Origin of the sequence: Gulosibacter massiliensis (assembly GCF_900626105.1) — a bacterium.
GTDB classification, from domain to species: domain Bacteria; phylum Actinomycetota; class Actinomycetes; order Actinomycetales; family Microbacteriaceae; genus Gulosibacter; species Gulosibacter sediminis.
Genome location: NZ_UYZX01000001.1, coordinates 1,393,220 through 1,408,512, shown reverse-complemented (window position 1 = coordinate 1,408,512; position 15,293 = coordinate 1,393,220). Strand labels below are relative to the sequence as shown.

General features: G+C 66.2%; 14 protein-coding genes and 1 tRNA gene. 5 read left to right on the top strand and 10 right to left on the bottom strand.

Annotated features, from left to right (window positions below; genetic code table 11):
- Window positions 1–60 precede the first annotated feature (60 nt).
- Both EJL01_RS06860 and EJL01_RS06855 read right to left on the bottom strand, forming a co-directional pair.
- A complete protein-coding gene (locus tag EJL01_RS06860; protein ID WP_125106821.1) occupies window positions 61–522 on the bottom strand; it encodes a RidA family protein in 462 nt (153 codons plus the stop codon).
- A gap of 27 nt (window positions 523–549) precedes the next feature.
- Window positions 550–723, bottom strand: coding sequence for a Sp36 family protein (locus EJL01_RS06855; protein WP_348982890.1), 174 nt, complete (start codon window positions 721–723; stop codon window positions 550–552).
- A gap of 127 nt (window positions 724–850) precedes the next feature.
- On the opposite strand from EJL01_RS06855, the gene EJL01_RS06850 reads away from it, so the two are divergent.
- From EJL01_RS06850 to EJL01_RS06840, 3 genes are all read left to right on the top strand, one after another.
- On the top strand, window positions 851–3,388 hold the full coding sequence (locus EJL01_RS06850) for a transglycosylase domain-containing protein (RefSeq protein ID WP_164509741.1): 2,538 nt from the start codon (window positions 851–853) through the stop codon (window positions 3,386–3,388).
- A gap of 1 nt (window position 3,389) precedes the next feature.
- Complete coding sequence (locus EJL01_RS06845; protein ID WP_125106819.1) at window positions 3,390–4,322, top strand: metallophosphoesterase; 933 nt, start codon at window positions 3,390–3,392, stop codon at window positions 4,320–4,322.
- 126 nt (window positions 4,323–4,448) lie between these two features.
- Window positions 4,449–4,522, top strand: a tRNA-Pro gene (locus EJL01_RS06840).
- A 251-nt stretch (window positions 4,523–4,773) separates the two neighbouring features.
- On the opposite strand, the gene EJL01_RS06835 is transcribed toward EJL01_RS06840, so the two are convergent.
- The gene (locus EJL01_RS06835) at window positions 4,774–6,399 is read right to left on the bottom strand and encodes an HNH endonuclease (protein WP_125106818.1); all 1,626 of its coding nucleotides are present in this window, start codon (window positions 6,397–6,399) and stop codon (window positions 4,774–4,776) included.
- Between the two features lie 279 nt (window positions 6,400–6,678).
- Here EJL01_RS06835 and EJL01_RS06830 point away from each other — a divergent pair, with 279 nt between their 5' ends.
- Together EJL01_RS06830 and map are read left to right on the top strand one after the other, a co-directional pair.
- Window positions 6,679–7,674: a pirin family protein gene (locus tag EJL01_RS06830; RefSeq protein WP_125106817.1), complete on the top strand. Its 996-nt coding sequence runs from the start codon at window positions 6,679–6,681 to the stop codon at window positions 7,672–7,674.
- Window positions 7,675–7,687: 13 nt separating this feature from the next.
- Entirely contained in the window at window positions 7,688–8,455 is a 768-nt protein-coding gene (map, locus tag EJL01_RS06825; RefSeq protein ID WP_125107442.1) for a type I methionyl aminopeptidase, read from the top strand.
- Between the two features lie 157 nt (window positions 8,456–8,612).
- Here map and EJL01_RS06820 read toward each other — a convergent pair whose 3' ends face one another.
- From EJL01_RS06820 to recR, 7 genes are all read right to left on the bottom strand, one after another.
- Window positions 8,613–9,161, bottom strand: a complete 549-nt coding sequence (locus EJL01_RS06820) for an SRPBCC family protein (protein WP_125106816.1) — start codon at window positions 9,159–9,161, stop codon at window positions 8,613–8,615.
- A gap of 98 nt (window positions 9,162–9,259) precedes the next feature.
- On the bottom strand, window positions 9,260–9,868 hold the full coding sequence (locus EJL01_RS06815) for a thymidine kinase (RefSeq protein ID WP_125106815.1): 609 nt from the start codon (window positions 9,866–9,868) through the stop codon (window positions 9,260–9,262).
- A 2-nt stretch (window positions 9,869–9,870) separates the two neighbouring features.
- Window positions 9,871–10,524 carry a uridine kinase gene (gene udk / locus EJL01_RS06810; RefSeq protein WP_125106814.1) on the bottom strand — a complete coding sequence of 218 codons (654 nt, stop codon included), beginning with the start codon at window positions 10,522–10,524 and terminating at the stop codon, window positions 9,871–9,873.
- A 1-nt stretch (window position 10,525) separates the two neighbouring features.
- Entirely contained in the window at window positions 10,526–12,019 is a 1,494-nt protein-coding gene (gene mqo, locus EJL01_RS06805; RefSeq protein ID WP_125106813.1) for a malate dehydrogenase (quinone), read from the bottom strand.
- A gap of 84 nt (window positions 12,020–12,103) precedes the next feature.
- Window positions 12,104–13,162, bottom strand: a complete 1,059-nt coding sequence (locus EJL01_RS06800) for an aspartate-semialdehyde dehydrogenase (RefSeq protein WP_125106812.1) — start codon at window positions 13,160–13,162, stop codon at window positions 12,104–12,106.
- A gap of 182 nt (window positions 13,163–13,344) precedes the next feature.
- Entirely contained in the window at window positions 13,345–14,616 is a 1,272-nt protein-coding gene (locus EJL01_RS06795; RefSeq protein ID WP_125106811.1) for an aspartate kinase, read from the bottom strand.
- Between the two features lie 78 nt (window positions 14,617–14,694).
- On the bottom strand, window positions 14,695–15,291 hold the full coding sequence (gene recR, locus EJL01_RS06790) for a recombination mediator RecR (protein WP_125106810.1): 597 nt from the start codon (window positions 15,289–15,291) through the stop codon (window positions 14,695–14,697).
- Window positions 15,292–15,293 lie beyond the last annotated feature (2 nt).

The following is a 15,293-nucleotide window of genomic DNA, read 5'->3' as shown; positions in this document are numbered from 1 at the left end:
CTCGGCGGTGTCGGAGACGACACCGCCGAGGCGTCTGTGATTACGAGCGGATGCGCGCGCCTACTCGAACGCGACCGTCACCTCGAGTTCGACCGGCGAGTTGAGCGGCAGCGCCGCGACGCCAACCGCCGAGCGGGTGTGGCGGCCGCGCTCGCCGAACGCCTTGCCGAGCAGTCCGGATGCGCCGTTCGCGACCTGAGGCTGCTGCGTGAAATCGGCGGTCGAGTTCACGAACACCGTGACCTTGAGCACGCGGGTGACGCGGTCAAGGTCGCCGATCTGCTGTTTGATCGCGGCGAGGGCGCCGAGGGCCGACACCTCGGCGAGCTCCTGCGCCTCTTCGACCGTTACCTCGGCGCCGACGTGTCCGGTCGCCTCGAGGGCGCCGTCGACGAACGGCAGCTGGCCCGACGTGTAGACCGTGCCGCGGTCGACGAGGGCAGGCACGTAGTCGCCCGCGGGAGCGGCGACGGTGGGCAGCGTCAGGCCAAGTTCGCGCAGGGCGGATTCAACACGGCTCATCTGGGTTCTCCTTTGTAGTGGTGTGGCTCAGGCAGTCACGTCGTCGGCGAGCGGACGCTTCATGTAGGCGACGGAGCCACCCTGCTCGTTCGTGACGATTTGCACGAGTTCCCAGCCCTGCTTACCCCAGTTGTTGAGGATTGCACCCGGCGTGTGCAGGGGCAACGGCGTGATGAAGTACTCCCAGTTGGTCATGGTCATGGCCCTCCGTCGATTTGGTTCTGGCAATGAGATTCGCCCGTGTTTGCGGGCGAGAGTGCCGTGGGGCGGGAGCCAGTTTTCTGAACGCACCGCCCGTAATTACACGTTTCCAATTACCCTAGTTGGCATGCCTAACAACTCCTCCACTGCGCCGAAACGCAACGTCGTTGCGACAATTCTCGGCCTTCTTGGGATGAGCGGTATCGCGGGCGTGTTGGTTGCGGCTCTCGTGACCCCGCTCATTGCCGTTGCCGGTGTTGCGGCGAACTCGTCAATCACGCTGTTCGAATCGCTTCCCGACTACCTCGAGATCCAGCCACTGCAGCAGAAGACCGAGCTCTACGGTGACTTGAACGGCGAGCGCGTCAAGTTCGCCGAGTTCTACTCGCAGAACCGCGTCGAGGTGGCGCTTGACGACATCTCGCCGTACGTCGCCGAGGCCGCGGTCTCGACGGAGGACCCGCGCTTCTACGAGCACGGCGGTGTCGACGTCATCTCGGCGACTCGTGCCCTCCTTGTCGGCTTGATCGGCGACGACGGTGGTGGCGCGTCGACGATCACGATGCAGTACGTGCGCAACCAGCGCGTGCAGGCGGCCGAGGCCATCCTCGACCCCGACGAGCAGGCGGCGGCATACGAGGACGCGACCGAGGTGTCGATGGGCCGCAAGCTGCAGGAGATGCGCCTCGCGATCGGCGTCGAGCAGCAGTTCTCGAAGGAGGAGATCCTCCAGGGCTACCTGAACATCGCCCTCTTCGGCGGCCAGATCTACGGCATCGAGGCGGCCGCGCAGTACTACTTCGGGAAGCCAGCGAAGGACCTGACGCTCTCGGAGTCGGCCACGCTGGTCGGCACCGTGCAGAACCCGAACGCGTTCCGCATCGACAACCCCGACAACATCGACGCGAGCACGAACCGACGCAACTACGTGCTCGGGCGCATGCTCGACGAGGGTGCGATCACGCAGGCCGAATACGACGAGGCGAAGGCGGAGGAGATCACGCCGAACATCACGCCGAGCCAGCAGGGCTGCATGAACGCGCAGTACAACGCGCAGTACTTCTGCGACTACGTCGAGAAGGTCGTGCTCAACGACCCGGCCTTCGGCGCGACGTACGACGAGCGCCGCTTCGCGTTCCAGACCAAGGGCTACCAGATCGACACCACGATCGACCTCGCCCTGCAGCAGACCGTGACCGACAACATCCGCGCGACCCTGCCGGCCTCCATCGAGGGCGTGCACTTCGGTGGTAGCGCGGTCGCGATTCAGCCGGGCACCGGCAACATCCTCGCGATGCAGCAGAATACCGAGTACGACCCGACGGATGCGGCGAAGGATAATCCCGGCGCCACGGTGATCAACTACAACACCGACTTCGACTACGGTGGCTCGTCTGGCTTCCAGCCGGGTTCGACGTACAAGGTCTTTACGCTCGCGAACTGGTTGCAATCTGGCCATTCGCTCTACGAGACGTTTAACGCGTCGACGCGCGCCTATACGAACTTCTACCAATCCTGTGACCGTGTCGGCGGCAGCGGCTCGTTCGATCCCGGTAACGACGCGGGTGCAAAGTTCGGCAATATCAACGCCGTGCAGGCGACGCAGGACTCGATCAACACCGGCTTCCTCGCCATGGCCGAGAAGCTCGACCAGTGCACGACGGCCGACATCGCCGAGGCGCTTGGCGTGCACAACGCCGATGGCTCCCCGCTGAAGACGTACCCGTCGGACATCATCGGCTCGGGTGAGAACTACGTTTCGCCGATGTCGCTCGCGGTCGCCTTCGCAGCCATCGCCAACAGCGGTGAGACCTGCGACCCGATCGCCATCGAGGGCATCACGCTGCGCGACGGCACCGAGGTTGACCCGCCTTCGAGCAACTGCACGCAGGCGATCGATCCAGAGGTCGCGCATGCCATGGAGCTCGCGATGAAGACCGTGATGTCGGCCGGTTCGGGTACCGCCTCGAACCCCGGCTTGACCTCCGAGATCATCGGTAAGACCGGTACGACCGGTGGAGTTGTCGGCAACGGTAACGGTGCGGCCCAGACCTGGATGGTCGCGGCCACGACCGGCTTCTCGCTCGCCGTCTGGGTGGGTAACACCGAGTCGTACGAGGGCCGCCTCGCCTCGATGCGTGACCTCGGCTACGGCTGGACGCGTCACGAGATCGCGAGACCGATCCTCAACGCCGGTATTACCGAGTACGGCGCCGAGACCTTCCCGGCTCCCACCGGCGACACGGTTCAGCGCAAGAATGTGACCGTGCCCGACGTGGTCGGCATGTCGGTTGACGCCGCCACCTCGGCGCTCGAATCGGCGGGCTTCACCGTGACGGTGGGCGACTCGGTGGCCTCTGACGAGGCCTCGGGCACCGTCGCACGCACGAACCCGTCGGCGAACACGAGTGCGCAAGAGGGATCGAGCGTGACCATCAGCCCGTCGAGCGGTGGCAGCGATTCGACGGACGGCATCGCGATGCCAGACATCGTCGGCAAGTCCTATGACGAGGCTGTGGATGCGCTTTCGTCGGCGGGGCTCGGCGACCAAGGCACGCAGTTCCAGTGGCAGGGGTCGAAGGACAAGCCCGTCAAGAGCACCTCGCCCGCCGCCGGTGAGATCGTCGGACCCGACGACACCGTGACCATTCAGGCCGAAGACTAAGGTGCGCATCGCGCGTCTTCTCGGGACCGGGGCCGCCACGCTGATTGCGGGCGGCCTCGGTTTCGTTGCCTGGGCTGCGGCCATCGAGCGCCGCCGATTCACGCTGCGTCGCTACGAGTTGCCGGTGCTGCCTGCGGGCTCGGCGCCGGTGAAGGTGCTGCACCTCGCCGACTTCCACTTCGCGCCCGGACAGCGCAAGAAGCAGCGCTTCGTGCGTGGCCTCGCGAAGCACGAGCCCGACCTCGTCATTGCGACGGGTGACAACTACGGGCACCGTGACGGCCTCGCTGGCATCGCCGAGATGCTCGAGCCGTTTCGCGGCGTGCCGGGGCTCAGCGTGTTCGGCTCGAACGACTACTACGGACCGATCTTCAAGAACCCGGTCACCTACTTCACCGGCAAGAAGATCAAGGTCGAGCGCCAGCCCGACCTCGACGAGGCCGGCCTGCGTCAGCTGCTGTTTGATGACCTCGGATGGGTCGACCTCACGAACTCGGCCGCGATCGTGCGGGCGGGCGGGCTGCGCATCCGCGCGGTTGGGGTCGACGACCCGCACATCCACCTCGACAGGCCGGATGCGGCGCTCGCCGACCTCGAGCGGCTCGCCCGCCGCGGCGGCGAGTGGGATGTCACGCTCGGGCTCGTGCATGCTCCGTACCAGCGCATTCTCAATCGCTATGTCGAGGACACCGACGTCGCGGCGATCTTCGCCGGCCACACCCACGGCGGGCAGGTCTGCCTCCCGGGTCGGCGCGCGATCATCGCGAACTGCGACCTGCCGAAGGACCAGGCTGGTGGCGTTTCGGACTGGACGGCCGGTGGGCGGACGGTGCCGCTGCACGTGTCGTGCGGACTCGGTACGTCGATCTACGCGCCGTACCGCACGTTTTGTCCGCCGGAGGCGTCGCTCATCACGCTGACCGCGCGCAACTAGGTGCTGCCACGCGTCACGAATCACGTGATTGGCGGGCATTGCGCGTGCCGCTCGCCGCGAATCGCGTGATTGGACGGCCCCCCAATTTGGGGTAGTATTGACGAGTTGCCGACCTGGTTGGCACATCGGGATGTGGCGCAGCTTGGTAGCGCGCCTCGTTCGGGACGAGGAGGTCGCAGGTTCAAATCCTGTCATCCCGACGTTGGTGAAGTCGCGGGGTATCCAGTAGTGGATGCCCCGCGACTTCGTCGTATCGGCGCACGACGACGTACGTCCAATCGCTTCACCGAGTGCGCTGCGGGCAACGGGCATGCGGCAGCGAGCAGCGAGCAGCGAGCCTAGGGTAGCGACGATTGCGAGCTCGCTGTCTTGTTGACGTACGTGTAGGCGGCGGGGTACCTAGCGCCCGGGCCTGAGGACGTGTGGGGTGCAGGCAGAGCCCTCCCCCGCGTTACCAGCCTCGTCCGACGGTCTCGGGTAGCGGGGTCGGTGGATGCTCGAGCCGATACCCGATATCGAACCGTTTGCGCCCGCCAAGGCGCGGCTGCTGCGTCCAATCCAGGTGCTCCGGCGGGATGAACCACACCGTGCCACCACCCCGCGACTTCTCCCGCGCGACTCGCTCCGGCGGCCCCGGCTCATGCGTGATCCGGACACCCCACCCCTCATGCACCCGATGGTGACACGAGGTACACAACAAGATCCCGTTATCGAGATCGGTCGTGCCGTCGTGCGCTTTCCACCACTCGATATGGTGCGCTTCCGTCATCCCGGGTGGCAGGCCACAGAACGCACACCCACCATCCCGCTCCACCAAGGCGAGGCGCTGCGCCCGCGAGAAGTGACGGTGCTCCCGCCCCAGGTCGAGGACTTCGCTGTCACCGCCGAGGACGACGGGGATGATGTTCGCGGCCGCGGCGCGACGACGCAGGTTCCCGGCGTCGAGCATCGCGCCGCCCTCGGACTCGGCCGCGTCGCCCTTGCCCGTGAGGTGCGCGCGCAGGCCCTCGGCATGCATCCGAATTAGCACCGTCGTCGTCACCCCAGGAACCTCGTCCTGCGCGCAACCAAGCAGGTGCTTACACGCTTCGACGAGCGCATCGGCCTGCATCTGCGCAATCGACCGCGTGTCCTGCTCCACCGCAACCGGCGCAGTACCCTCGTCGACCGAGACTGGCTCCCCGCCGTCGCCGGTCGGGCGGAACATGACCGTCGACCCCGCGACCTCACCATCGGTGGGGAGTTCCGGGTCGCCCTTCACGTTGTTGCCGCGAGAGGTGCGCAGCGCGTTCGTGCAATACGCCTCGAAGAACTTCGCGACATACATGCCGGCTTCGGGGTCGAGTTTCGCCTTCACGTGCAGCATGCCCGTGTCGATGTCGGTAGAGATCTTGACGCTGCGCTCCCGGCGCTGCTTGCGGAACGAGGGCTCCAGGCCGTCGGGGTCGAGTTGGGCTTCGAGTCGGGCCTCGACCTTGCGGAAGTCGGGCAGGCGCATCCCAGTCTTCGCGACCTCAACAATCTCGCGTTCCCCCTCGGCGAGTTCTTCCTCGAGGACGCGGGGTGCCATGCGGCGGCGGAGCTTCACGACCTCGTTCGCGTGCGCGAGCCCGAGTTCGCCCTCGTGCAGCGCGGTCGCGACATGCGGCGCCCGCGGCACAAACCGCTCACTATTCCAGCGTTCCTGGCCAACGACGTCCTTCCCGATGCGCACGTACGCGTCGGCATCACGCTTCTCGACCCGCAAATGCTCGGCAACCAGGTCGCTGGCGTCGCGGCAGCCGTTCCGCCGCGCCAACGCCTCCTCACCCCGCGTCACGTCAGAGCGCACCGCGACCTCGTTCGCGACCACGGCGACTGCCGCACCCAGTTGGCGGTGCATCGCGCCAAGGTGCTGGAGGAAGTCGAGAACGTCCGCGTCATCCGCCGCAGTCAGGGAGTACGCGAGCTCTTCCGACGAGCCCCGCCCGTGGGTGAGGGATTCCCACGACCCCAACAACTCGCTAAACCTCGTGCGCAGGCGTCCCGCGTGGGAGTGGTCGGCGAACGAGAAGTCAGAAAAGTTGGTGACGGACATCGGAATCACCTCCTCAGGTGACTGCAACAGTGCGTACGTCTATTCTACGAGTAGCAGGCTCAAAGTCAATCTATGTAGTATTTATGTTCGAAGCTGGCTCCCAGGTTCCGCAATTTTCGCACCTACCGTTCCCCTGTGGACACGGGTCTCCTACTGCAAACTCATTGTCACCCGAGCCACCGACATCACCAGAACCCCGACGGCAACCCACGGACTGGCGCGACCCAGCGCATCCTGGGCACAATGGGGCCAGCCCCGCCCCCAAAGTCAGGTGACTCGATGACGAATCTCGACCAGCGGCCCGAGCTCGAACTCCTCGACCCAGGCCAGCCGTGCACCGACGTCGAGGTACTCGAAGCACGCCTCGTCCCACTCGGCGGCGTGCGCGCCATGACCGTCTACCGCACGCTGCCGCAGCGCCAACGCTCACTTGTGGGCGCCTGGTGCTTAGCCGACCACTACGGCCCCGACGACGTCAGCGACACCGGCGGGATGTTCGTGCCCCGGCATCCGCACACCGGCCTCGCGACGGTCTCGTGGCTGTTCACCGGCCGCATCGACCACCTCGACTCGGGCGGCAACGCGGCCGCCGTCGTACCGGGCGAGCTCAACCTCATGATCGCGGGCCGTGGCATCACCCACCAGGAGCTCTCGGACGCCGCGACGACGACCCTCCACGGCGTGCAGCTCTGGTACGCGCTGCCCGAGGCGACGCGCTTCAGCGAAAACGAGTTCGCGCACTACGAACCCGAGCCGGTCGACCTGCCCGGCGCATCCGCCCGCGTCTTCATCGGCTCGCTATTCGGCTCGACGTCACCCGTTGCAACCCGCACACCCGAGCTGCTCGGGGCCGAGATCCTGCTCGACCCGGATGCGACGCTCACCATTCCGATCCGCCGCGAGTTCGAGCACGGGGTGCTGGCGGAAGACAGCGAGATCCGCGTCAGTGGCACTGCGACCGCACACCGCGAACTCGCCTATGCCCCGAGCGGCGCCGACACCATCACGGTCACTGCGGGCCCGAGCGGCGCGCGCATCCTGCTACTCGGCGGCGTGCCGCTCGGCGAGCAGATCGTCATGTGGTGGAACTTCGTCGGCCGCAGCCACGACGAGATCGTCGAGTTCCGCCGCCGCTACCAGGCCGAGCTCGGCTTCGAGCCCGAAGACCCGCAGGACGCGGGCAAGCGCCCGCTCTTCGGCGACTTCCCCGACGGCCAACCCACCCCACTCCCGGCGCCGCCGCTGCCGATCACGCGCCTCAAGCCTCGCGAGTAGCATGAGCAGTCACATGATCGAACTGCTCTCCCCCACCGAAATCGCCCGCGGCGCCGAAACCGGCGCCCTGGTCGCCGACATCCTTCAAGCTGCGAAGGCGCGCGCATCCGTCGGCACGAACCTGCTCGAGCTCGATGCCCTGGCACGCGACATGATGCTCGCCGCCGGGGCCGAGTCTTGCTACGTCGACTACGAGCCGTCGTTCGGCGAGGGGCCGTTCGGGTACTACATCTGCACCTCGGTGAACGACGCTGTGCTGCACGGCAAGCCGCACGACTACGCGCTTCACGACGGCGATCTGCTCACCCTCGACCTCGCGATTTCGCTGCAGGGCATCGTGGCCGATGCGGCGATCAGTTTCTTCGTCGGCACGCCCAAACAAGAGGGCCTCGACCTCATCGACGCGACCGAGCGCGCCCTGGCGGCGGGCATCGAGGCTGCGCGTCCCGGTGGCCGTATCGGCGACATCGCGTCTGCGATCGGCACGATCCTGCAGGGCGCCGGCTACCCGGTGAACCTCGAGTTCGGCGGCCACGGCGTCGGCTCCACCATGCATCAGGACCCGCACATCCCGAACTGGGGCAAGGCCGGCCGGGGCTGGAAGCTGCGCCCAGGCATCCTGCTCGCCATCGAGCCCTGGGCGATGCTCGACACCGCCGAGCTCGTCACCGACGCCGACGGCTGGACGCTGCGCAGCGCCACAGGCTGCCTGACGGCCCACACCGAGCACACCGTGGCGATCACCGAGGACGGCCCGCGCATCCTCACCTCGGCCAACTAGCGGTTCGCTTCGACACAGATTGCCCCACGGGGCGCCCCGCGCTACGGCCGACTCAGCGATCTACGGGCAACGCTTGGCGTCCTCCTCAGGCCCACTCCAGCAGCGCAACCACGTCGCGATTCCTCTGCGCGGCCGCACCCCTTACTCAACCCGCTACCTACCCGTGGGCGACCGCATCCTCGTACCCATCGCCCCAGTCGCTCTCGACCAGCGCATCCACCGACTCATGAAAGCTGCCGATAGGGAAGATGGGGAACGTGTTCTTCGCGAGAAACCCCGCATGGGTCACATCGAGCCAGTCGTAGGTGAGCGAGACGTAGGTCGATTCGGCATCGCGCGGCTCGAGCGTCCACGTCCAGCGGTGCCCGATCGGCGGGTAGCCCTCGGTCGCCGGCTTCCACGCGATGGCGGAGTTCTGTTCGAGGTGCGTGACGAGGTTGACCATGCGATACGCGCCGCCCATTTTCGGCGAGAACATGCTCATCGTGAAGGTATCGCCCACCTTGGTGATCGGGTCGGCCGACGACGGATCGACGCTCACGATCATCTGTTTCGGGTCGAAGTCGATGTGCAGCGTGGGGTTGCGCACCACGTCGTAGATCTCAGCCGGAGTGGAGTAGGCGAGCTTGGTCACGGTAAGGCTGCGCTCGGGTTCGAGGTCAATCCGTTTCATGCGAGCGAGTCGCACGTCGTCGTGAGGTTCCATAGTGTGCCGTCCTTAAACTCACGAATCGCCATTAATTCGTGCCACATAGCGTACGGGGTGCATGCCTCACGAACGCCTAATGGTGTCGAGGCGCGTAGTCAGCCCTCGAGGACGTCACTCGCGAGGCGCCCACCCGACTCGAGCAGGTAGCACTGGCCGCAGAGGGACTCGTAGGTGACCGAGCCTCCGTCGATCGCGACCTGGTCGCCCGCGAACGTGAACTTGCCGTCGACGTTGCGCGCGTTGAACACCGCTTTGCGGCCGCAGCGGCAAATCGTCTTCAGTTCTTCGACCGAGTGCGCGATCTCAAGCAGGCGGCGGGCGCCCGGGAACGCGACGGTCTGAAAGTCGGTGCGGATGCCGTAGCTCAGCACCGGAATACTATCGAGCACGGCGATGCGAAAGAGCTCATCGATCTGCTGCGGGCTGAGGAACTGCGCCTCGTCGACCAGCAGGCAGGCGATCGCGCCACGCTCGGCCACGACACCGGCCAGCGCCTCGCGTGGCGATGCGCCGTCGTCGAGCAGGATGTCGACCTTGCGGTCCATGCCGAGGCGCGACGAGATCGACTCGGCGCCTTTCGTGTCAATGCGCGGCTTGAGCAGCACGACCGCCTGGCCGCGCTCCTCGTAGTTGAAGGCGGTTTGGAGCAGCGCCGTCGACTTGCCCGAGTTCATGGCGCCGTAGCGGAAGTAGAGCTTGGCCACGATTACTCCTCGCCGATGGTTCGCAGCGACTCGTGCGCGAGGCCCCGCAGGTTCGCGACGAGCCCGCCGGCGATCGTCTCGAGCGCGACCGAGTTGCGGCCGCCCTCGGGCACGATGACGTCGGCCCAGAGCTTCGACGATTCGACGTAACGCTCGTGCATCGGTTTCACGGTCGCGAGGTACTGCGCCTCGACCGACTCCAGCGTGCGGCCGCGCTCGAGCACGTCGCGTTTGATGCGCCGCAGGATGCGCACATCGGCATCGGTGTCGACGTAGAGCTTGAGGTCGAAGCGGGCCCGGAGCGCCTCGTCGGCGAGCACAAGTACGCCCTCGACAAAGATGATCGGCCGGCTGCACACCGGCACCGAGATATCGGACCGATTGTGCTGCGCGTAGTCATACGTCGGCGACTCAACGTCGCGCCCCGCAAGGAGTTCGTCGAGGTGCTCCACCAGCAGTGCGTTGTCGAAGGCCTCGGGGGCGTCGTAGTTGACGAGCACGCGCTCGTCGTAACTCAGCGCATCCTGCCGGTTGTAGTAGTTGTCGTGAAAAATCACCGCGGCATCGTCGGCGAATCGTTCGGCGAGCGCGCGCGTGAGCGCCGTCTTCCCGCTTCCTGATCCGCCGGCGATGCCGACAACGAATGACTGGCCCAAGTTACGCGACGGGGGCGATGCCGAGCACCTTCGCGGTGTCGTTCTGCACCTGCTTGGCAAGCTCCGGCTTGTCGTTGAGCGTCTGGCCGTACGACGGCACGAGGTCGGTGATCTTCTCAGACCAGGTCGGCCACTGCTCGGGGAAGCAGCGCTCGAGCAGCGAGATCATTGCCGAGGGGGCGACGGATGCGCCGGGAGAGGCGCCGAGCAGGCCCGCGATCGAGCCGTCGGCCTTGGTAACCACCTCGGTGCCCATGACGAGCAGGTAGCCCTTCCCCTTCGGGTTCTTCTTCATGACCTGCACGCGCTGGCCGGCCGTGATGAGGCGCCAGTCTTCGCTCTTGGCCTCGGGGAAGAACTCGGCGAGCGCCTCGAACTTCTTGGCCGGCGAGGCGGCAAGCTGGCCCACGAGGTAGGTGACGAGGTCGAGATTCGTGACGCCGACGCCGAGGTAGGTCGGGATGTTGTCGACGCGCAACGACTTGAACATGTCGAGCAGCGAGCCCTGCTTGAGGTAGCGCGTGTTGAAGCCGGCGTAGGGTCCGAACATGAGCGAGGCCTTGCCGTCGACCACACGCGTGTCGAGGTGCGGCACCGACATCGGCGGAGCGCCGACGGGGGGCATGGCGTAGACCTTTGCCCGGTGCTTCGCGACGACCTCGGGGTTGTCGGTGCGGAAGAACTCACCCGAAATTGGGAAGCCACCGAATGCCTTAATTTCAGGGATGCCCGACTTCTGCAGCAGCGGCAGCGCGCCACCGCCGGCGCCGACGAACACGAAGCGTCCGTGGGTGACGTTCTTGCGGCCCTTTTCGGCGCCGCTCGCGGCCTTCGTCGCGACCTGCCAGACCCCGTCCGGGCGCTGGCGGAGGTCGACGACCTCGGTGCCGAGGCGCACGACGGCACCATTCTCGATCGCGGCCTGGAAGAGCAGGCGTGTCAGCGAACCAAAGTCAACGTCGGTGCCCTGCTTGACGAAGGTCGCGGCGACTTTCTCGTCCTTGGCACGGCCGACCATGAGCGCCGGCGCCCACTCGAAGACCTGCGTGGGGTCGTCGCTGAACTGCATCGTCGAGAACAACGGCTGTTCCTTGAGGATGTTCCAACGGCGTCGGAGGAACTCGACGTTCTCTTCGCCGGTCACGAACGTCATGTGCGGCACGGGGTTGATGAACTTCGTGGGCTCGGGCAGCTGGCCGCGAGTCACGAGCGTCGACCAGAGCTGGCGCGACACCTGGAACTGCTCGTTGATCGTGAGCGCCTTCGAGATGTCGATCTTGCCGTCAGTCTCGGGGGTGTAGTTGAGTTCGCAGAGCGCCGAGTGGCCGGTACCCGCGTTGTTCCAGGGGCCCGACGACTCCTGAGCGACGTCGTCGAGTCGCTCAATGATCTTGATCGACCAGTCGGGTTCGAGTTCGTGGAGCAGTGTCGCCAGGGTCGCCGACATAACACCGCCGCCAATGAGGACAGCATCGTAGATCTTCGGGTTCGTCACGTAACTACCTTACTCCCGGGCTTCGGCACGCTTTGGGTGTGCTTTTCAGTTGGTGTGACCCGCTAATGTTCGCGGATGCGCTGGTTAGGCCGAGAGTTCCTCGGCCACGAGCTCGGCAATCTGGATCGCGTTGAGCGCAGCGCCCTTACGCAGATTGTCGTTGGAGATGAAGAGGCTGAGGCCCTTGCCCTCGGGCGCCGACTGGTCGGCACGGATGCGGCCGACGAGGCTCGGGTCGGTGCCAGCGGCGTCGAGCGGGCTCGGCACATCCTGCAGCTGCACGCCGGGCGCCTCGGCGAGGATCTCGGTGGCGCGCTCGGGCGTGATGTCGTTCGCGAACTCGGCGTTGATCGACAGCGAGTGGCCGGTGAAGACCGGCACGCGCACGCAGGTGCCCGAGACGCGGAGTTCGGGCAGGTGGAGGATCTTGCGCGACTCGTTGCGCAGCTTCTGCTCCTCGTCGGTCTCGCCGCTGCCGTCGTCGACGAAGTTGCCCGCCTGGGCGACGACGTTGAAGGCAATGGGATGCACGTAGAGTTCCGGCTCGGGCAGTTCGACCGCGTGGCCGTCGTGCACGAGGCCGAGCAGTGCGTCTTCGCCCTGGTTCACAGCGGCGACGGCCTGGCCCGAGAGCTCGCGGGCGCCGGCGAGGCCCGAGCCCGAAACGGCCTGGAAAGTGGTGACGATGAGGCGTTCGAGGCCCGCGGCGTCGTTGAGTGCACGCAGTGCCGGCATGGCCGCCATCGTGGTGCAGTTCGGGTTCGCGATGATGCCCTTGGGGCGGTTCGCGATGTCGGCGGGGTTAACCTCCGAGACGACGAGCGGCACCTCGACGTCGCCACGCCACGCCGACGAGTTGTCGATGACGACGATGCCCGCTGCGGCGAAGCGCTCGGCCTGGGCGCGCGAAGTCGCGCCGCCCGCCGAGAAGAGGGCGATGTCGATGCCGCTGAGGTCGGCGGTGGCGACGTCTTCGACGGTAACCTGCTCGCCGGCGAACTCGATCTGCTTGCCCGCCGAGCGCGAGGAGGCGAAGAGGCGAATCGTCGCAATCGGGAAGTTCCGCTCAATGAGGAGGCGGCGCATAACGCCACCAACCTGACCAGTGGCACCGACAACGGCAACATTCATCTGCTTGACCATGCCCACCAGCTTAACCGTCCGAGACAAGCCCCGCCGCCCCACCAAGAAGGGGGTTGAGTGGTCGTTTTTTGGAGTTCTGGCGGTGCCAGAACTACAAAAAACGACCACTCAACCCCCTAGGCGCACTCATGGGAGCGCGGAGTGCGTGCGGAGCGCGGTGCGGGCGCGCGGGCGCAGGGGCGTTAGCGGCCGGTGCCCGCGTAGACGACGGCCTCGGAGTCGCCGTCGAGACCAAACGCGGTGTGGATGACGCGCGCCGCCTCAGGCACAACATCCGCGTTCGTGATGATCGAGATGCGGATCTCGGAAGTCGAGATCATGTCGATGTTGATGCCCGCGGTCTTGAGCGCGTCGAACAGCGTCGCTGAGACACCGATGTTCGTGCGCATGCCCGAACCGACGAGCGAGACCTTGCCGATCTGGTCGTCGAAGCGCAGCGACTCGAATCCGAGCGTCTCGCCGTTGCCCTCGAGGGCGCGCAGGACCTGCTCGGCCGAGGTCTTCGGCAGGGTGAACGAGATGTCAGTCACGCCGTCATTCTGCGTCTGCACGTTCTGCACGATCATGTCGATGTTCGCGCCCTGCTGGGCAACGATGTTGAAGATCGCGGCGGCCGAGCCCGGAACATCCGGAACACCAACGACGGTGATCTTCGCCTGGCTGAGGTCGTGCGAGACGCCGGCGATCGAGGCTTCTTCCACTGCGTACTCCTTAGAAGTTTCGGGGTTGTAGACGACGGTGCCGGGGTCGCTCGAGAACGACGAGCGCACGACGAGTGTGACGCCCTGGCGGCGCGCATACTCGACGGCACGAATGTGCAGCACCTTCGCGCCGCTGCCCGCCAGCTCGAGCATCTCTTCACTCGAGATGTGGTCGATCTTGTGTGCCTTCGGCACGATACGCGGGTCGGCAGAAAAAATGCCGTCGACGTCGGAGTAAATCTCGCACTTGTCGGCGTCGAGCGCTGCCGCGAGCGCGACGGCCGTCGTGTCGGAGCCGCCGCGGCCGAGGGTCGTGATGTCGCGGGTGTCGCGGTTGAAGCCCTGGAACCCGGCGACGATCGCGATCGCGCCCTCGTCGAGCGCCTCACGCACGCGCACCGGCGTGACGTCGACGATGCGAGCATCGCCGTGCTTCGCGTCGGTAATCATGCCCGCCTGGCTGCCCGTGTACGAGCGGGCGTCGTAGCCCATCGACTTGATCGCCATCGCGAGCAGCGCCATCGAGATGCGCTCGCCCGTGGTGACGAGCATGTCGAACTCGCGCGGGTCGGGAATCGGTGTGATCTCGTGTGCAAGGTCAATCAGCTCGTCGGTGGAGTCGCCCATCGCCGAGACGGTGACGACCACTTCATTGCCGGCACGCTTCGTGTCGACGATGCGCTTCGCGACGCGACGGATGCTTTCGGCGTCGGCAACCGACGATCCGCCGTACTTCTGCACAATGAGGCTCACAGGGGCTCCCTTCCGCGCGGCTGCGCACCATCGGCCAGCTTAGCGGGTCGGATGCGCGCGGCCGCGCTGTGGATACAGCTAAGAAATGACGCGTCGGCCCGCGAAGGCGCGCCCGAGCGTCACCTCGTCGGCGTACTCGAGGTCGCCACCGACCGGCAGGCCGGATGCGAGGCGCGAAACCTTGAGCCCGACCGCTTTGAGCAGGCGCGAGAGGTACGACGCGGTGGCGTCGCCCTCGAGGTTCGGATCGGTCGCGATGATGACCTCGACGACGTCGCCCGTCTCGAGCCGCGGCATGAGCCCGCGGATGTTCAGCTGATCTGGGCCGATGCCGTCGATCGGCGAGATCGCGCCGCCGAGCACGTGGTAGAGCCCCTCGTACTCGTTCGTGCGTTCGATGGCGCCGACGTCCTTCGGCTCCTCGACGACGCAAATGAGCGAGCGGTCGCGGTTCGGGTCGCCGCAAATGATGCAGACGTCCTGCTCCGCGACGTTGCCGCAGTACTTGCAGAACTTCACCTTGTCGCGCACCTCGAGCAGGATCTTCGCGAGCCGCGACACGTCGAAGTTCTGTGTCTGCACGATATGGAACGCGATTCGTTGCGCCGATTTCGGGCCGACGCCGGGCAGGCGCCCGAGCTCATCGATGAGGTCCTGAACAATTCCCTCGTACATGC

Excerpts from the sequence above, each read along its gene's own strand:
- EJL01_RS06850 (WP_164509741.1), top strand. The coding sequence starts at position 851 with ATGCCTAACAACTCCTCCACTGCGCCGAAACGCAACGTCGTTGCGACA.
- EJL01_RS06860 (WP_125106821.1), bottom strand. The coding sequence starts at position 522 with ATGAGCCGTGTTGAATCCGCCCTGCGCGAACTTGGCCTGACGCTGCCC.
- EJL01_RS06830 (WP_125106817.1), top strand. The coding sequence starts at position 6,679 with ATGACGAATCTCGACCAGCGGCCCGAGCTCGAACTCCTCGACCCAGGC.
- EJL01_RS06800 (WP_125106812.1), bottom strand. The coding sequence starts at position 13,162 with ATGGTCAAGCAGATGAATGTTGCCGTTGTCGGTGCCACTGGTCAGGTT.
- EJL01_RS06820 (WP_125106816.1), bottom strand. The coding sequence starts at position 9,161 with ATGGAACCTCACGACGACGTGCGACTCGCTCGCATGAAACGGATTGAC.
- map (WP_125107442.1), top strand. The coding sequence starts at position 7,688 with ATGATCGAACTGCTCTCCCCCACCGAAATCGCCCGCGGCGCCGAAACC.
- EJL01_RS06855 (WP_348982890.1), bottom strand. The coding sequence starts at position 723 with ATGACCATGACCAACTGGGAGTACTTCATCACGCCGTTGCCCCTGCAC.
- EJL01_RS06835 (WP_125106818.1), bottom strand. The coding sequence starts at position 6,399 with ATGTCCGTCACCAACTTTTCTGACTTCTCGTTCGCCGACCACTCCCAC.
- recR (WP_125106810.1), bottom strand. The coding sequence starts at position 15,291 with ATGTACGAGGGAATTGTTCAGGACCTCATCGATGAGCTCGGGCGCCTG.